The 15,272-nt window shown below is 65.3% G+C and carries 15 protein-coding genes, 1 other RNA gene and 1 pseudogene; 10 read left to right on the top strand and 7 right to left on the bottom strand.

The window, feature by feature from the left end:
• Window positions 1–275 precede the first annotated feature (275 nt).
• The 5 genes from fba to tkt all read right to left on the bottom strand — a co-directional run bounded on the left by fba (window position 276) and on the right by tkt (window position 6,768).
• On the bottom strand, window positions 276–1,343 hold the full coding sequence (gene fba / locus ACFE72_RS17860; RefSeq protein WP_375414456.1) for a class II fructose-bisphosphate aldolase: 1,068 nt from the start codon (window positions 1,341–1,343) through the stop codon (window positions 276–278).
• A gap of 411 nt (window positions 1,344–1,754) precedes the next feature.
• On the bottom strand, window positions 1,755–2,012 hold the full coding sequence (locus tag ACFE72_RS17855) for a hypothetical protein (RefSeq protein ID WP_375414455.1): 258 nt from the start codon (window positions 2,010–2,012) through the stop codon (window positions 1,755–1,757).
• A gap of 55 nt (window positions 2,013–2,067) precedes the next feature.
• Complete coding sequence (locus ACFE72_RS17850; RefSeq protein WP_375414454.1) at window positions 2,068–3,258, bottom strand: phosphoglycerate kinase; 1,191 nt, start codon at window positions 3,256–3,258, stop codon at window positions 2,068–2,070.
• Window positions 3,259–3,513: 255 nt separating this feature from the next.
• Window positions 3,514–4,521 (bottom strand): type I glyceraldehyde-3-phosphate dehydrogenase, encoded by a 1,008-nt coding sequence (gene gap / locus ACFE72_RS17845; RefSeq protein ID WP_375414453.1) that lies wholly within the window; start codon window positions 4,519–4,521, stop codon window positions 3,514–3,516.
• A gap of 261 nt (window positions 4,522–4,782) precedes the next feature.
• A complete protein-coding gene (gene tkt / locus ACFE72_RS17840) occupies window positions 4,783–6,768 on the bottom strand; it encodes a transketolase (RefSeq protein ID WP_375414452.1) in 1,986 nt (661 codons plus the stop codon).
• A gap of 278 nt (window positions 6,769–7,046) precedes the next feature.
• On the opposite strand from tkt, the gene ACFE72_RS17835 reads away from it, so the two are divergent.
• From ACFE72_RS17835 to ssrS, 3 genes are all read left to right on the top strand, one after another.
• Window positions 7,047–7,355, top strand: coding sequence for a DUF4164 domain-containing protein (locus tag ACFE72_RS17835; protein ID WP_375414451.1), 309 nt, complete (start codon window positions 7,047–7,049; stop codon window positions 7,353–7,355).
• Window positions 7,355–7,738 carry a cell division protein ZapA gene (locus ACFE72_RS17830; protein ID WP_375414450.1) on the top strand — a complete coding sequence of 128 codons (384 nt, stop codon included), beginning with the start codon at window positions 7,355–7,357 and terminating at the stop codon, window positions 7,736–7,738. Before ACFE72_RS17835 ends, ACFE72_RS17830 begins: the two co-directional genes overlap by 1 nt.
• A 78-nt stretch (window positions 7,739–7,816) precedes the next feature.
• A non-coding RNA gene (gene ssrS, locus ACFE72_RS17825) (6S RNA) lies at window positions 7,817–7,977 on the top strand.
• 216 nt (window positions 7,978–8,193) lie between these two features.
• Here the strand turns inward: ssrS and ACFE72_RS17820 are convergent.
• Entirely contained in the window at window positions 8,194–8,343 is a 150-nt protein-coding gene (locus ACFE72_RS17820) for a hypothetical protein (protein WP_375414449.1), read from the bottom strand.
• Window positions 8,344–8,504: 161 nt separating this feature from the next.
• Here ACFE72_RS17820 and ACFE72_RS17815 point away from each other — a divergent pair.
• Together ACFE72_RS17815 and ACFE72_RS17810 are read left to right on the top strand one after the other, a co-directional pair.
• Window positions 8,505–9,099 (top strand): annotated as a pseudogene (locus ACFE72_RS17815) (5-formyltetrahydrofolate cyclo-ligase); the annotation flags it as partial.
• Window positions 9,086–9,910, top strand: coding sequence for a TIGR00282 family metallophosphoesterase (locus ACFE72_RS17810; RefSeq protein WP_375414448.1), 825 nt, complete (start codon window positions 9,086–9,088; stop codon window positions 9,908–9,910). The pseudogene ACFE72_RS17815 and the gene ACFE72_RS17810, both read left to right, overlap by 14 nt.
• Window positions 9,911–9,990: 80 nt before the next feature.
• Here the strand turns inward: ACFE72_RS17810 and ACFE72_RS17805 are convergent, their stop codons facing one another.
• On the bottom strand, window positions 9,991–10,968 hold the full coding sequence (locus tag ACFE72_RS17805; RefSeq protein ID WP_375414447.1) for a tripartite tricarboxylate transporter substrate-binding protein: 978 nt from the start codon (window positions 10,966–10,968) through the stop codon (window positions 9,991–9,993).
• A gap of 348 nt (window positions 10,969–11,316) precedes the next feature.
• Between ACFE72_RS17805 and ACFE72_RS17800 the strand changes: the two genes are divergently transcribed.
• The 5 genes from ACFE72_RS17800 to ybgC all read left to right on the top strand — a co-directional run bounded on the left by ACFE72_RS17800 (window position 11,317) and on the right by ybgC (window position 15,153).
• Window positions 11,317–12,063, top strand: coding sequence for a YebC/PmpR family DNA-binding transcriptional regulator (locus tag ACFE72_RS17800; RefSeq protein WP_375414446.1), 747 nt, complete (start codon window positions 11,317–11,319; stop codon window positions 12,061–12,063).
• Window positions 12,064–12,172: 109 nt separating this feature from the next.
• The gene (gene ruvC / locus ACFE72_RS17795) at window positions 12,173–12,685 is read left to right on the top strand and encodes a crossover junction endodeoxyribonuclease RuvC (RefSeq protein ID WP_375414445.1); all 513 of its coding nucleotides are present in this window, start codon (window positions 12,173–12,175) and stop codon (window positions 12,683–12,685) included.
• A gap of 169 nt (window positions 12,686–12,854) precedes the next feature.
• Entirely contained in the window at window positions 12,855–13,472 is a 618-nt protein-coding gene (ruvA, locus tag ACFE72_RS17790; protein ID WP_375414444.1) for a Holliday junction branch migration protein RuvA, read from the top strand.
• A complete protein-coding gene (gene ruvB, locus ACFE72_RS17785; RefSeq protein ID WP_375414443.1) occupies window positions 13,469–14,512 on the top strand; it encodes a Holliday junction branch migration DNA helicase RuvB in 1,044 nt (347 codons plus the stop codon). The genes ruvA and ruvB overlap by 4 nt, the downstream gene beginning before the upstream one ends.
• Window positions 14,513–14,706: 194 nt before the next feature.
• Window positions 14,707–15,153, top strand: a complete 447-nt coding sequence (gene ybgC, locus ACFE72_RS17780; RefSeq protein ID WP_375414442.1) for a tol-pal system-associated acyl-CoA thioesterase — start codon at window positions 14,707–14,709, stop codon at window positions 15,151–15,153.
• Window positions 15,154–15,272 lie beyond the last annotated feature (119 nt).

Here is a 15,272-nt window from a genome sequence, read left to right as displayed (position 1 = left end):
GATCGTTTCTTTAGCGTCGAGTTAGACGGTTTTCAGGCAAAACCGAGGAAGTGGGCAAGGGCGCTTCTGACCGCAACCATATCTTCCGACGAGAGGTGCCAATAAAAGTCTCTGCTTTGTGAGGCGGCGCAGTAGTTGCTTTCAATCATCACCTGAGAAAGCCCCGCGAAAGACCATTTTGCTCGGTCGGCTCGATCACCACGCGACATCGTTCGAGGTCAAGAACGTTGCCGGTTAACGGAAGGACCGTGACCGCATGCAAATGCGCGAAGAGATCACGCCAGCTTCGGCGTCAGTTCCCCTGCGGCATAACGCTTCGCCATCTCAGCGGTGGTCAGCACCTTCTTGATCTTGCCGGCCTGCCCCGCGGTATTGAATTCCTCCAACCGCTGCTTGCACAGTTTCGCCATCGCCTCCATCGCCGGCTTCAAATATTTGCGCGGATCGAATTCGCCGGGGTTCTCGCTCAGGATTTTGCGGATCTGCCCGGTCATGGCCATGCGGTTGTCGGTGTCGATGTTGATCTTGCGCACGCCGTTCTTGATGCCGCGCTGGATTTCGGAGACCGGGACGCCCCAGGTCGGCTTCATCTCGCCGCCGTAGGCGTTGATGATGTCCTGCAGCTCCTGCGGCACCGAGGAGGAGCCGTGCATGACCAGATGCGTGTCCGGCAGTTTGCGGTGGATCTCTTCGATCACGTTCATGGCCAGGATGTCGCCGTCCGGCTTGCGGGTGAACTTGTAGGCGCCGTGCGAGGTGCCCATGGCGATCGCGAGCGCGTCGACCTGGGTTTCCTTGACGAATTTGACGGCTTCGTCGGGATTGGTCAGCAACTGGTCGTGGCTGAGTTTTCCTTCGGCGCCGTGGCCGTCTTCCTTGTCGCCCATGCCGGTCTCCAGCGAGCCCAGCACGCCCAGCTCGCCCTCGACCGAAATGCCGCCGAGATGCGCCATGCCGGTGACGGTCTTGGTGACGCCGACATTGTAGTCCCAGTCCGCCGCGGTCTTGCCGTCGGCTTTCAGCGAGCCGTCCATCATCACCGAGGTGAAACCGGCCTGGATCGCGGTCATGCAGGTGTCCGGGCCGTTGCCGTGATCGAGATGCACGCAGACCGGAATCTGCGGATGGATTTCCGTCACCGCGTCCATCATGTGCTTGAGCATGATGTCGTTGGCATAGGAGCGGGCGCCGCGCGAGGCCTGGATGATCACCGGCGCGTCGAGCGTGGAGGCGGCGTCCATGATCGCCAGCGCCTGTTCCATGTTGTTGATGTTGAAGGCCGGCACGCCATAGTCGTTTTCAGCCGCGTGGTCGAGCAATTGACGGAGCGTGATACGGGGCATGGCTGGGTCCTTTGCGAAGGGCGGGTAGGCGGGTGCCGCCGGAAATGCTGCACCGCTCATAACGCGGCAGGCGGTGAAATCCAAGGCTAGGATTGCGCAGGACACGCCGAATCCTCGTATTTCGACGTAGCGATATAGAGCCGATGTATTTGTCGGCGTAATTATTTTTGAAAGCTATTTTTATGCAAAACCTTTATCTATTCTCTTCCCGTTCAGGTCGCTCCATCTATCTTTTGTCCAGCGTTTCAACGCCGGAGCATCTGCCAAATCCATCCGCTTGGAAATTGCGATATATCCAGCCTATTCCATCTGCCAGTTGGGCTGGGTCCAGATTTGAAGCGCGTATGGAAAGGTTTGAAGGCAGTGGGCTTTATGCCTGCCTTCTAGTCCATTGACCATTGCGCGCATCAATCAGCTAATGCGGGCGTCCAGCGCGGCCAGCCGTTCCTCGACCGCGCTGACGCGCTCGTCGAAATTGCCGGCAGTCGACCGCATGATCACCATCATGGCGGCGGCGTCGCGCCGATACTTGCGGTTGAGTTGCTCAAGCCGATCCAGTCGTCCCTCGACCGAGGTTCGAAACTGCCCGACCTCTGACCGGAGCGTGCTGATGCTGTCCTGAATTTTACTCAGGATTTGCGGAACGGCGTCGGCAAGGGTATCAGTCATGATGAGAACATAACGCAAACGTCAGGTTGAAACAACCGACTCATGGTTGCAAGTTCTACAACTTCAGCACCTCGACGCCCGGCAGCGGCTTGCCTTCCATCCACTCGAGAAACGCGCCGCCGGCGGTCGAGACGTAACTGAAATCACCGGCGACGCCGGCCTGGTTCAGCGCCGCCACGGTGTCGCCGCCGCCGGCGACGGAAATCAGCTTGCCCGCCCTGGTCCGCTCCGCAGCGTGCCTCGCCGCGACCATGGTGCCGCGATCGAACGGCGTCATCTCGAAGGCGCCGAGCGGGCCGTTCCAGACCAGCGTCGCGGCGTCGTCGATCGCGGCATGGATGCGCGCAATCGACTGCGGGCCGACATCGAGGATCATGCCGTCGGAGGGAATGGCGTCGAGGCCGTAGGCGTGCGACGGCGCATTGGCGGCGAAGTGAAAGGCGACCACGCCGTCGACCGGCAGGATGATCGCGCAGTTGGCGGCCTCCGCCTTCTCGAAAATCCGCAACGCGGTGGCGGCGAGGTCTTTCTCGGCCAGGGATTTGCCGATGCCGACGCCCTGCGCGTGCAGAAACGTGTTGGCCATGCCGCCGCCGATCACCAGCGCGTCGACCTTGCCGACCAGGTTCTGCAACAGGTCGATCTTGGTGGAAACCTTGGCGCCGCCGATGATGGCGATCACCGGCTTCTTCGGCGCTTCCAGCGCCTTGCCCAGCGCGTCCAGTTCGGCCTGCATGGTGCGGCCGGCGTAGCCCGGCAGCTTGTGGCCGAGGCCCTCGGTCGACGCATGCGCCCGGTGCGCGGCGGAGAAGGCGTCGTTGACCCAGATGTCGCCGAGTTTTGCGAGCTCGGCGACAAAGGCGGGATCGTTGGTTTCTTCTTCCTTGTGGAAGCGGGTGTTTTCCAGGCAGAGAATGTCGCCATCCCGCATCGCGGCGACAGCGTTCGCGGCGACGCCGCCGATGCAGTCATCCGCGAACGCCACCGGCTTGCCGACCACCTCGGCAAGGGCCGCCGCTACCGGCTTCAGCGAGTTCTTTGCATCGCGGCCCTTGGGACGGCCGAAATGCGCGAGCAGGATCACCCTGCCGCCCTTGCCGGAAATCTCGCTGACGGTCGGCGCGATGCGCTCCAGCCGCGTCGCGTCGGTGACGCGACCCTGCTCCATCGGCACATTGAGATCGACGCGCAGCAGCACGCGCTTGGCCCTGACGTCGACGTCATCGAGGGTACGGAAATTCGGCATGCGTCACTCTCCACGTCATGGCCGGGCTAGTCCCTACTGGATTCACATATCTCGTCATACGCGGGCTTGACCCGCGTATCCATCCGCTTCGGAAGAAGCGTTTCGAAGCGGATGGATTGCCGGGTCAAGCCCGGCAATGACGGCCGAGATGTGTGCATCCAGTAGGGCTCGTCCCGGCCATCCACGTTTTCCTTCCGGCGAAGTAAAGGCGTGGATGCCCGGCACAAGGCCGGGCATGACGATGAACTTGAACTTTTACAGCAGCTTGCCCATCGCCACGGCGGTGTCGGCCATGCGGTTGGAAAAGCCCCATTCGTTGTCGTACCACGACATCACCCGCACCAGCGTGCCGTTCTGCACCTTGGTCTGGTCCATGTGCAACGTCGACGAATGCGGGTCGTGGTTGAAGTCGATCGAGACGTTGGGCGCGGTGGTATAGCCGAGCACGCCTTTCAACTGCTGCTCGCTGGCGCGCTTCATCGCCTCGTTGATCTCCTTCGCGTCGGTCTTGCGCGAGGCTACGATCTTGAGGTCGACGACCGAAACGTTCGGCGTCGGCACCCGGATCGCGACGCCGTCGAGCTTGCCCTGCAGTTCGGGCAGCACCAGGCCGATCGCCTTGGCCGCGCCGGTCGAGGTCGGGATCAGCGACATCGCCGCGGCGCGGCCGCGATAGAGGTCCTTGTGCAGCGTATCCAGCGTCGGCTGGTCGCCGGTATAGGCGTGGATCGTGGTCATGAAGCCGGTCTCGATGCCGACGGTGTCGTTCAGCACTTTCGCCACCGGCGCGAGGCAGTTGGTGGTGCACGACCCGTTGGAGACGACCAGGTGATCCCTGGTCAGCTTGTCGTGGTTGACGCCGAACACGATGGTGGCATCGGCATTGTCCGCCGGCGCCGACACCAGCACGCGCTTGGCGCCCGCGGTGAGGTGCGCGGCCGCCTTGTCGCGCGCGGTAAAAATGCCGGTGCATTCCAGCGCGATGTCGACGCCCAGATCCTTCCACGGCAGTTTGGTCGGATCGCGCTCCGCCGAAACTTTTATTTTGCCGTTGCCGAGGCTGATGCTGTCGCCCTCGACCGTCACCGTGCCGGGAAAGCGGCCATGCACGGAATCGAAGCGCAACAGATGCGCGTTGGTCTCGACCGGGCCGAGATCGTTGATCCCGACCACCTCGATGTCGGTACGGCCGGATTCGGCGATCGCCCGCAGAATGTTGCGGCCGATGCGGCCAAACCCGTTGATCGCGACCCGGACTGCCATTGATCGTTCTCCTTCAAAAGCTGGTGCCGTCCCCACGGATCATCTCACGTGAAGCGCTTGCGGCGGATCGCCCGGTTCGGCCGGACGGGAACGGAAATATGCAGGGTAGATAGTCCTTTTTTCCGGCAAGCTCAACCCGTCGGCGGATCAGCGAAGCGTAATCCGCCGCCTCCTGACACCGGAATACCCTTCGCCGTGCCGCCTGTGTCCTGATCGTGACCTGGCAGCCAGCCGGCGTGGCGGGTTACGCCGATCCCGCCCTTACGAAAGCCGCTTCATCACCGCCGCAACCGCCGCCTCGGTGGTGATCCCGAAATGCTGGAATACGTCCTTGACCGGGCCGCTGGCGCCAAAACCGTGCATGCCGACGAACAGCCCGTCCTGCCCGATCACCGCGTCCCAGCCCCAGCGCACCGCGGCCTCGATCGCGACCTTCACCGGCGCATTGCCGATGATGGCGCGCTGCTTTGCCGGATCCTGCGCCAGCAGCAATTCCAGCGACGGCACCGACACCACCCGCGCGGCGACGCCCTTCCCGGCGAGCTGTTTTTGCGCGGCGACCGCGATCTGGACCTCCGAACCCGAGGCGAAGATCGATACCTGCGCGTCGCCGGAAGCGGCGACCAGTTCATAGGCGCCGACGCTGCAAGGATTATCGTTGCGCGCCGTGGTGCGCAGTTGCGGAACGTTCTGCCGGGTCAGCGACAGCACGGTCGGACCGTCAATGCGGTTCAGCGCGAGCTCCCAGCACTCCGTCACCTCCATCGCGTCGCAGGGCCGGAACACCCGCATGTTCGGTATCGCGCGCAGCGCCGAAAGATGCTCGACCGGCTGATGCGTCGGGCCGTCTTCGCCGAGCCCGATCGAATCATGGGTCATCACATAGACCACGCCGGTGCCCATCAACGCCGCCAGCCGCATGGCGGGGCGGGCATAGTCGGCGAACACCAGGAAGGTCGCGCCGTTGGGCGCAAATCCGCCGTGCAGGAAGATGCCGTTCATCGCCGCACACATGCCATGCTCGCGGACGCCGTAATGGATGAAGCGTCCCTTGGGCGCCTTGGCCGAGAACGCGACCGCCGACTTCGCCTTGTTGTTGTTGGAGCCGGTGAGATCGGCGGAGCCCGCGAGGAATTCCATCGGCATTGCCGCGGCGATCGCCTCGATCGCGGATTCGGAGGATTTGCGGGTCGCGATGTCCTGCGGCGTTTCGATCAGCGCCTTCTTGTGCGCCTTCAGCGCCTTGGCCAGCGATGCCGGCCGCTCATGGCGCAGACGCCGCTCGAACTCGGCGCGCTTGCGGTTGCCCAATTCCGCAAACCGCGCTTCCCATTCGCCGCGTGCGCCGGCGCCGCGGCGCCCGGCCTCGCGCCAGGCCTGCAGCACGTCGTCCGGCACCGAAAACGGCTCCAGCGAGATGCCGAGTTTTTCCTTGGCGGCTTTCAATTCATCGGCGCCGAGCGCTTCGCCATGAGCTTTTGCGGTCCCGGCCTTGGTCGGCGCGCCGTAGCCGATGGTGGTCTTGCAGGCGATCAGCGAGGGCTTGCCGGATTTTTGCGCGCGCGCGATGGCCGCGGCGATCGCCGCCTGGTCCTGGCCGTCGATCAATTCGGCGGCCCAGCCGGCGGACTTGAAACGCTTCACCTGGTCGACGGTATCGGCCAGCGACGTCGGGCCGTCGATGGAAATGCCGTTATCGTCATACAGCACGATCAGCTTGTTCAGCTTCCAGACCCCGGCAAGCGCGATCGCTTCCTGCGACACGCCCTCCATCAGGTCGCCGTCCGATGCCAGTACATAGGTGTAATGGCCGACGATCTTCTTGCCGAATTCGGCGGCGAGCATTTTTTCCGCGAGCGCAAAACCGATCGAGGTGGCGATCCCCTGGCCCAGCGGTCCGGTGGTGGTCTCGATGCCCGGGGTCTGGAAATTCTCCGGATGGCCCGGCGTCAACGATCCGAGCTCGCGGAAACGCTTGAGCTGGTCCAGCGTCATGTCCTTGTTGCCGGTCAGGTAGAGCAGCGCATAGAGCAGCATCGAGCCGTGGCCGGCCGACAGGATGAAGCGGTCGCGGTCCGGCCACGTCGGAGCGGCGGCGTCGAATTTCAGAAATTGCGTGAACAGCACGGTGGCCATGTCGGCGGCGCCCATCGGCAGGCCGGGATGGCCGGATTTGGCCTTTTCCACCGCATCCATGGCAAGGCCGCGAATCGCATTGGCCATACGGGTGTGATCGACCTTCGCCATGATGAGAATTCCGTGTGGGGTGGGATGATGCGATGAGAACGTCCAGCATCGCGATTCGATGCAGTCCGGCGGTGAAAAACCTCGGAGAGTGATGGGTGGATAGCATCGCGTGCGGGGCCGGGGAACCCTGATTATACGGCGCCGTGCGGCTTTCGGTGCATAGATGCGCAGCGCCGTTGCGCTGGCCTCGCTTGCCACGTAAATTTCGCAGGCTAAACGCTTGCCGAGCCGTGGCTTTTGCGTGTCCGCGGCGCCGTCATGGAAATCCAGCATTCCGCATGAATAATCGCCCCGCCAGTGCCTCCGAAACCGTCTCCGCCGAAATCGACGCGGCGACACGGCGGCTGATGGCCGCACTCGACGCGCTGGAGAGTGCGGTGGAGCGGCGGCGCGAGGCGGACCGCGACGAGGACGAGCTGGCGGCCCGGATTCAGGCGCTGGGCGCGGACCGCTCGCGGCTGGCCGACGAACTCGACGGCTCGCTGGTGAAATCGCGCCGGCTGGAGCGCGCCAATCGCGAGATCGCCGAGCGGCTGGACGCCGCGATCGGCACCATCCGCACCGTGCTCGACGCCGGAGAGGCCTGATGAGCCATATCAACGTCACCATCAACGGGCGCCAGTACCGCATGGCCTGCGAGGAAGGCCAGGAGGCGCGGCTGCTCAAGCTCGCCGAGAATCTGGAAGCGCGAATCGGCAGCCTGCGCGGCAAGTTCGGCGAGATCGGCGATGCGCGCCTCACGGTCATGGCGGCACTGACGGTGTGCGATGAATTGCTCGACGCCAATGGGCGCATCCGCGCGCTGGAGGAAGAACTCGCCGCCCTGCGCGACGTCCGCGTGGTCGCCGCGGACCGCGCGCGCGCCACCCAGACCGCCGTCGCCGCCGCGCTGAACTCCGCCGCCGACCGCATCGAGAAGACCACGCAGGTGCTCAACCGCACCATCGGCGGCGGGGTGGCGATCGGGTAGGGTCTCCAGAATCCTCCCCCTTCCGGAAGGGTGAGAACAACGCTGGCATCTCGCGTCCACAGCGCCTACATTACCCCCGCGAAGCTGCGTCGCGCGTCAGGAGCCATATATCCCCGGGGCCTTATCGATCCTTCCGGGAACTGTCCCTGGCCAGGTCCGTGGACTTGGCTACATGGTGCCCACCTACTTTCGTAGGGAACTCCGGGATCGAGTGCTCCAACGGCCATCGCGGCTTCGCACTTTTGTTTTTGAAGTCTGGCCGAAAAGCATCCATGAAATCGGGCGGCGCCATCGGTTCGTCATGCCCGGCCTTGTGCCGGCCATGACGGAAAGTGAATTATTCTCATCCACAATGACGCGGTGCTGGTCCGGCCATCAGCAAAACCAGAGGCAGATGTGTAAATCCAGTAGCGCCTTTGCGTGAGGGCACGGCCCGGCTCGATCGCTTGCGGCATTCATCCGGCGTCACGATCGATTTTGCGCAACCGGGCGTTTGCAGCCGGCATTTGGGACGCCATGTCTGACAGCGCCGATGCATCGCCCGATGCCGGCATATTCTTTTGAATGGTCTTCACCAGCGCCAGCGCGCCCGGCGATACAGCCATCTTTTGCTGCGCCGGCTTGTCTTCGCCGCTCCCCGGACAGCTATTGAAAGCGGCATGCCTTTGCGGCTGGGTCCCCGGTCCCGGCCACGGCCGGCGTGAAACGGCGGGAGAGCCTGAAAACAGCGGCTTTCGCGGCGGACGGCGGCGGAATATAACGCGGTATGTCGTCCACCCGGTCAAAGGCGGAGCTGCGGACGTCGGCGCTGGCTCGACGCGACGCGCTCGATATCGAAGGTCGCAGCGCCGCCGCGCAGGCGATCGCGGCGCGCGGACTTCCCCTCGAGGTCAGGCCCGGCGCCGTTGTCGCCGGCTATTGGCCGATCCGCAGCGAGATCGATCCGACGCCGCTGTTGAAAAACCTCGCGGCCCGGGGCGTCGGGCTGGCGCTGCCGGCGGTCACGGCGCGCGGCAGGTCGCTGATATTCCGCGCCTGGACTCCCGGCGCTCACCTGCTGCTTGGCCCGCTCGGCATCCTCGAGCCGTCGCCCGCCGCCGCCGAACTCGTTCCGGACGTTCTGCTGGTGCCGCTGGCGGCGTTCGACCGGTCAGGTCACCGCATCGGTTACGGCGCCGGGCACTACGACACCACGCTGGCGCATCTGCGCAAGGTGAAAGCCGTGATCGCCATCGGCCTCGGCTTCGCCGTGCAGGAGATCAAGGCCGTGCCGATGCAGCCGCACGACGTGGCGCTGGATTATGTGCTAACGGAGCAGCGAACCTTCGATTTCCGGAGTCCTTGAAGTTGCGCATTCTCTTCATCGGCGACGTCGTCGGCAAGACCGGGCGCGCCGCCATTGCCGAGCATCTGCCCGGCCTGGTCCGGACCTGGGCGCTCGATCTCGTCGTCGTCAACGGCGAGAACGCCGCCGGCGGTTTCGGCATCACCGAGGCGATCTACAACGACTTCATCGACGCCGGCGCCGACGCGGTCACGCTCGGCAATCACGCCTGGAATCAGAAGGAAGCGCTGGTGTTCATCGAGCGCGCGCCGCGCCTGATCCGGCCGTTGAACTTTCCGCGTCATACCCCGGGCCGCGGCGCCGCGCTGGTCGAGACCAAGCGCGGCGCCCGCGCGCTGGTGATCAACGCCATGGGCCGCGTGTTCATGGAGCCGCTCAACGATCCGTTCAGCGCCGTCAACCGCGAACTCGACGCCTGCCCGCTGCGGCAGGCCGCCGACGCCATCGTGGTGGATTTCCACGGCGAGGCGTCCAGCGAAAAGCAGGGCATGGGTTTTTTTTGCGACGGCCGCGTCAGCCTGGTGGTCGGGACCCACACCCATGTGCCCACCGCCGATCATCAGATCCTGAGCGGCGGCACCGCCTACATGACCGACGCCGGCATGACCGGCGACTATGATTCGGTGATCGGCATGCAGAAGGACGAACCGCTGCACCGTTTCACCACCGGCATTCCCTCGGGGCGGTTCGAACCGGCAAGCGGAGCGGCGACGCTGAGCGGCGTCGCGGTGGAGACCGACGACGCGACGGGACTGGCCCGGCGCATCGCCCCGGTGCGGGTCGGCGGAAGGCTGGAGCCGGCGCTGCCGGGGTTCTGGGTGACCTAGCATTTGGTTCCGGACGCGGTGCTACGAAATCACCATGAACGGGTCCCGGTCCTGCGAAGCGCCGCATCGCGGCCGGAACCTCACTCCGCCCTGATATTCGCCGCCTTTACGATCGGCCACCATTTTTCGATTTCCGCCGCCTGATGCTCCTTCAACGCGGCGGGCGTCTGCTTTTCCGGCGGCGGCGTCTCCTGGCCGAGTTCGAGAAACCGCCGCTGCACCACGGGATCGGCCAGCGCCACGCGCACCGCGGCATTCAGGGTGCCGATCACGTCCGCCGGCGTCTGCTTCGGCGCCCAGACCGCGTGCCAGTAGGCGATATAAAGGCCGGGCAATCCGGCTTCATCCACGGTCGGGATATCAGGCGCCGACGCCAGCCGCGTGCGCGAGGTCACGGCATAGGCCTTCACCGTGCCTCCGCGCACCTGCGGCAGCGAATTGGTGGCCTGGTCGAACATGATATCGATCTGCCCGGCCATCAAGTCGTTGAGCGCGGGCCCGGCGCCGCGATAGGGCACGAACGCAAAGCCGGTGCCGGTCAGGTTCTGGAAGAAAACGCCGGCGACATGGGCCCCGGAGCCCGGTCCTGCGGTGCCCGCGGTGGCCTTGTTCGGATTGTCCTTGAGCCAGCCGATCAATTCCCTCAAATCCTTCGCCGGCAGCTTCGGCTTGCCGATGATGAGCTGCGGTCCGTTGCCGACCAGCGCCACCGGCTCGAAGTCGTTCAGCACGTCGTATTGCAGCGAAGTGACCGCGCCATTGAGCACATGCGTGCCCCAGTGCCCGATGGTGAGCGTATAACCGTCCGGCGCGGCCCGCGCGGCGCGCAGGCCGGCGATGGCGCCGGACGCCCCGGTGACGTTTTCGATCAGCACGGTCTGGCCCAGCGTCCCCCGCATATGCTCGGCAAGAATACGCGCCAGCACGTCGGTCGGCCCGCCCGCCGCGAACGGCACAATCAGCGTGATGGAGCGCGACGGAAATGTCTGCGCCCGAACCGTGGCCGGCCACACCGCCGCTGCGCCAACCGCCGCCTTGATGAAATCGCGCCGTTTCATGGATGCCCCTCCCGCTGTTCGTCATGCCCGGCCCCTGTGCCCGGCATCCGCGTCGTTCTTTGTTGAGAGCCTGCAAGACGTGGATGGCCGGGACAGGCCCCGCCGGATTCACACCTCTCGTCATACGCGGGCTTGACCCGCGTATCCATCCATCTTCGGAAAGAGCCGTTTCGAAGGGGATGGATTGCCGGGTCAAGCCCGACGGCGCGGTCACCGTTATCGCCGGCACAGGGCCTCGCATCGCCCGGTGAAGTCATGGTCAACATATCTTTGATTTTAACGGTTTTGCGGCCTATAACGCCGCGCCTTCACCCCATTCGCATCCTGAAACGCAGCGACGAGACCCGCATGGCCGGACATTCCCAGTTCAAGAACATCATGCACCGCAAGGGCCGGCAGGACGCGCAGAAATCCAAGCTGTTCTCCAAGCTGGCGCGGGAAATCACCGTGGCGGCCAAGCTCGGCCAGCCCGATCCGGCCATGAACGCGCGGCTGCGCGCCGCGATCATCTCGGCGCGGCAGGAGAACATGTCGAAGGATTCCATCGAGCGCGCGGTGAAGAAGGCGATCGGCGGCGAGGCCGAAAGTTATGACGAAATCCGCTACGAGGGCTACGGCCCCGGCGGCGTCGCCGTCATCGTCGAGGCGCTCACCGACAACCGCAATCGCGCCGCCTCCGACATCCGCTCCTATTTCACCAAATCCGGCGGCAATCTCGGCGAGACCGGCTCGGTCGCCTTCATGTTCGACCGCACCGGCATCATCGAATACGACGCGAAGGTCGGCTCCGAGGACGCCATGCTGGACGCCGCCATCGAGGCCGGCGCCGACGACGTGGTGTCATCCGACAACGGCCACGAGATCTACGCCTCGCAGGAAACCTTTCGCGAGGTGGCCCAGGCGCTGGAGGCCAAATTCGGCGAAGCCCGCAAGGCCGGGCTGACCTGGAAGCCGCAAAACACCGTGCCGGTGGATGACGAGACCGGCGAAAAGCTCTTGAAGCTGATCGACCTGCTCAACGAGCACGACGACGTGCAGAACGTGTATGCGAATTTCGAGGTATCGGACGCGCTGATGAGCAAGGTGGGCGGGTAGGGTACACCGCGCCGACAAAACCGGTGTCGCTTGCGCGGGATGACAACCGAGTGTGGGACGGCAGCCCGTTGCTATTTCGTTCCTGCCGCTGCGGCGGTATCACTGGCGCATGACACCACCGATTCGCATCCTCGGCATCGATCCGGGCCTCCGCCGTACCGGCTGGGGCGTGATCGAAACGTCCGGCAACCGGCTCAGCTTCATCGGCTGCGGCTCGGTGAATCCGCCGGACGACCTGCCGCTGGCACGCCGGCTGCTGGCGATCCATCAGGGGCTGACAGAAGTGCTCGGCGATTTCGCCCCCGCCGAGGCCGCGGTCGAGCAGACCTTTGTCAACAAGGACGGCGTCGCGACGCTGAAACTCGGCCAGGCCCGCGGCGTCGCCATGCTGAGCCCGGCGATGTTCGGGATACCGGTTTCAGAATATGCGCCGAACCAGGTCAAGAAGACCGTGGTCGGCGCCGGCCATGCCGACAAGAACCAGATCCTGGTGATGCTGAAAATCCTGCTGCCCAAGGCCGATCCGAAATCCCCCGACGCCGCCGACGCGCTGGCGATCGCCATCACCCATGCGCATCACCGTGGCAGCGCCGCGCTGCGGCTGAAGGTGGCGGGCGCATGAGCGGAGCACGCCCTTTCCACACGTCGTCCCCGCGAAGGCGGGGACCCATAACCACCGACGTGCGAAGTAAGAAAAGGCGTCAGCCACATTGCCTCAATGTGACGACGGCGTGTATGGGTCCCCGCCTTCGCGGGGACGACGCCGTGCTTGTTGCGCGATCGAGGCCAGCATGATCGGTAAGCTCAAGGGCCTGATCGATTCCTACGGCGAGGATTACGTGATCCTCGACGTCGGCGGCGTCGGCTATCAGGTGCATTGCGCCGGCCGCACCCTGCAGGCGCTGCCGGCGCGGGGCGAGGCGGCGGTGCTGTCGATCGAGACTTACGTCCGCGAAGACCAGATAAGGCTGTTCGGCTTCTCGACCGACATCGAGCGCGAATGGTTCCGCCTGCTGCAGACCGTGCAGGGCGTCGGCGCCAAGGTGGCGCTGGCCGTGCTCGGCACCCTGCCGCCGTCCGATCTCGCCAATGCGATCGCGCTGCGCGACAGGGCCGCCGTGGCGCGCACGCCCGGCGTCGGCCCCAAGGTGGCCGAGCGCATCGTCACCGAATTGAAGGACAGGGCGCCGGCGTTTTCGAATGTCGATCCGGCGCTGGTGCATCTGGCCGGCAGCATCGACGAATCCCGCGCGCCGCGCCCGGTCACCGACGCGATCTCCGCGCTGGTCAATCTCGGCTACGGCCAGCCGCAGGCCGCCGCCGCGATCGCCGGCGCCTCGCGCATCGCCGGCGAGAATGCCGAGACCGCGCAGTTGATCCGGCTGGGCTTGAAGGAACTGGCGCGGTGACCACGGCCCGCATCGTCACCCCCGAGCGCCGCGCCGATGACGGCGCCGACACCGCGCTGCGGCCGCAGCTATTGTCGGAATTCGTCGGCCAGGCGCAGGCCCGCGCCAACCTGGCGATCTTCATCGAGGCCGCGCGAAAGCGCAATGAGGCGCTGGACCACGTGCTGTTCGTCGGTCCTCCCGGGCTCGGCAAGACCACGCTGGCGCAGATCGTGGCGCGCGAACTCGGCGTCGGGTTTCGTGCCACCTCCGGTCCCGTCATCGCCAAGGCCGGCGATCTCGCCGCGCTATTGACCAATCTCGAAGAGCGCGACGTGCTGTTCATCGACGAGATCCATCGCCTCAGTCCCGCGGTGGAGGAAGTGCTCTATCCGGCGATGGAGGACTTTCAGCTCGACCTCATCATCGGCGAGGGACCGGCGGCGCGCTCGGTCAAGATCGAGCTTGCGAAATTCACGCTGGTCGGCGCCACCACCCGCGCGGGCCTGCTGACCAACCCGCTGCGCGACCGCTTCGGAATTCCGGTGCGGCTGAATTTCTACACCGAAGCGGAGCTGGAAAAGATCGTGACCCGCGGCGCACGCGTGCTCAAGGTCGGCATGACGCCGGATGGCGCCAACGAGATCGCGCGCCGCGCCCGCGGCACCCCGCGCATCGCCGGCCGGCTGCTGCGCCGGGTGCGCGATTTCGCCTCCGCCGCGGACGCCGTCTCGATCGACCGCGCCATCGCTGACACCGCGCTTGCCGCGCTCGAAGTCGATGCCGCCGGCCTCGACGCCATGGACCGGCGTTATCTTTCCACCATCGCGATGAATTACGGCGGCGGCCCGGTCGGCGTGGAAACCATGGCGGCGGCGCTGTCGGAGCCGCGCGACGCCATCGAGGACATCATCGAGCCGTTCCTGATCCAGTGCGGCTACCTGCAGCGCACCCCGCGCGGCCGGCTGCTGACCTCGCACGCGTTCCGGCACCTCGGCCTCGCCGAGCCCGCGCGCGACCCGGCGCAGTTCGGATTGTTCGGAACTGGAGAAGAGGAGTGACGTGTGTTCCGGCGCGATGCAGCGCGTAGCGCTGTTTCGCAAAACCGGGGATCGCACCAAACGCCGGCGCTCCATACGGCCCCGGCTCTGCGCCCACCACTGCGCTGCGTTGGGGAACGAAACACGCGACAAGCGGCTGCTTGCGGTGGCCGCGCGGCTGTCGTTGGCCGCCGCACTTTGACGGGACTTATTTCATGACCTCCCATCTCGACGGCTTGATCGCCGACGGCCGCCACCACCTGCAGCTCCGCGTCTATTACGAGGACACGGATTTTTCCGGCATCGTCTATCACGCCAATTATCTGCGCTTCATGGAGCGCGGACGGACCAATCATCTGCGGCTGATGGGCGCGCAGCAGCACGCGCTGTTCGCCGAGGCGCAGGCCGAGACGCCGGGATTTGCCTTCGTGGTGCGGTCGATGCAGATCGACTACCTCAAGCCGGCGCGCATGGACGACGTGCTCGAGGTGGTGACATGGCCGGTCGAGGTGAAGGGCGCGTCGATCACGCTGGCGCAGGAAGTGCGCCGCGGCGGCGATGTGCTGGTCAAGGCGCGCGTGCGCGTCGCCTTCGTCGGCGGCGGCCGGGCGCAGCCGATCCCGAAAGCGCTGCGCGCGTTGATGAAGGCGGATGTGGAGTGAGCCGTGAATGGCCGGGACGAGCCCGGCCATATGCACCCATCCCCGCCGTCATTGCCGGGCTTGACCCTACTGGATTCACATATCTCGTCATACGCGGGCTTGACCCGCGTATCCATCCG

This window comes from uncultured Bradyrhizobium sp., from assembly GCF_964252615.1.
Taxonomy (GTDB): Bacteria; Pseudomonadota; Alphaproteobacteria; order Rhizobiales; family Xanthobacteraceae; genus Bradyrhizobium.
The sequence above is the reverse complement of the archived record's forward strand: the minus strand, read 5'-3'. Positions and strand labels throughout refer to the sequence as shown.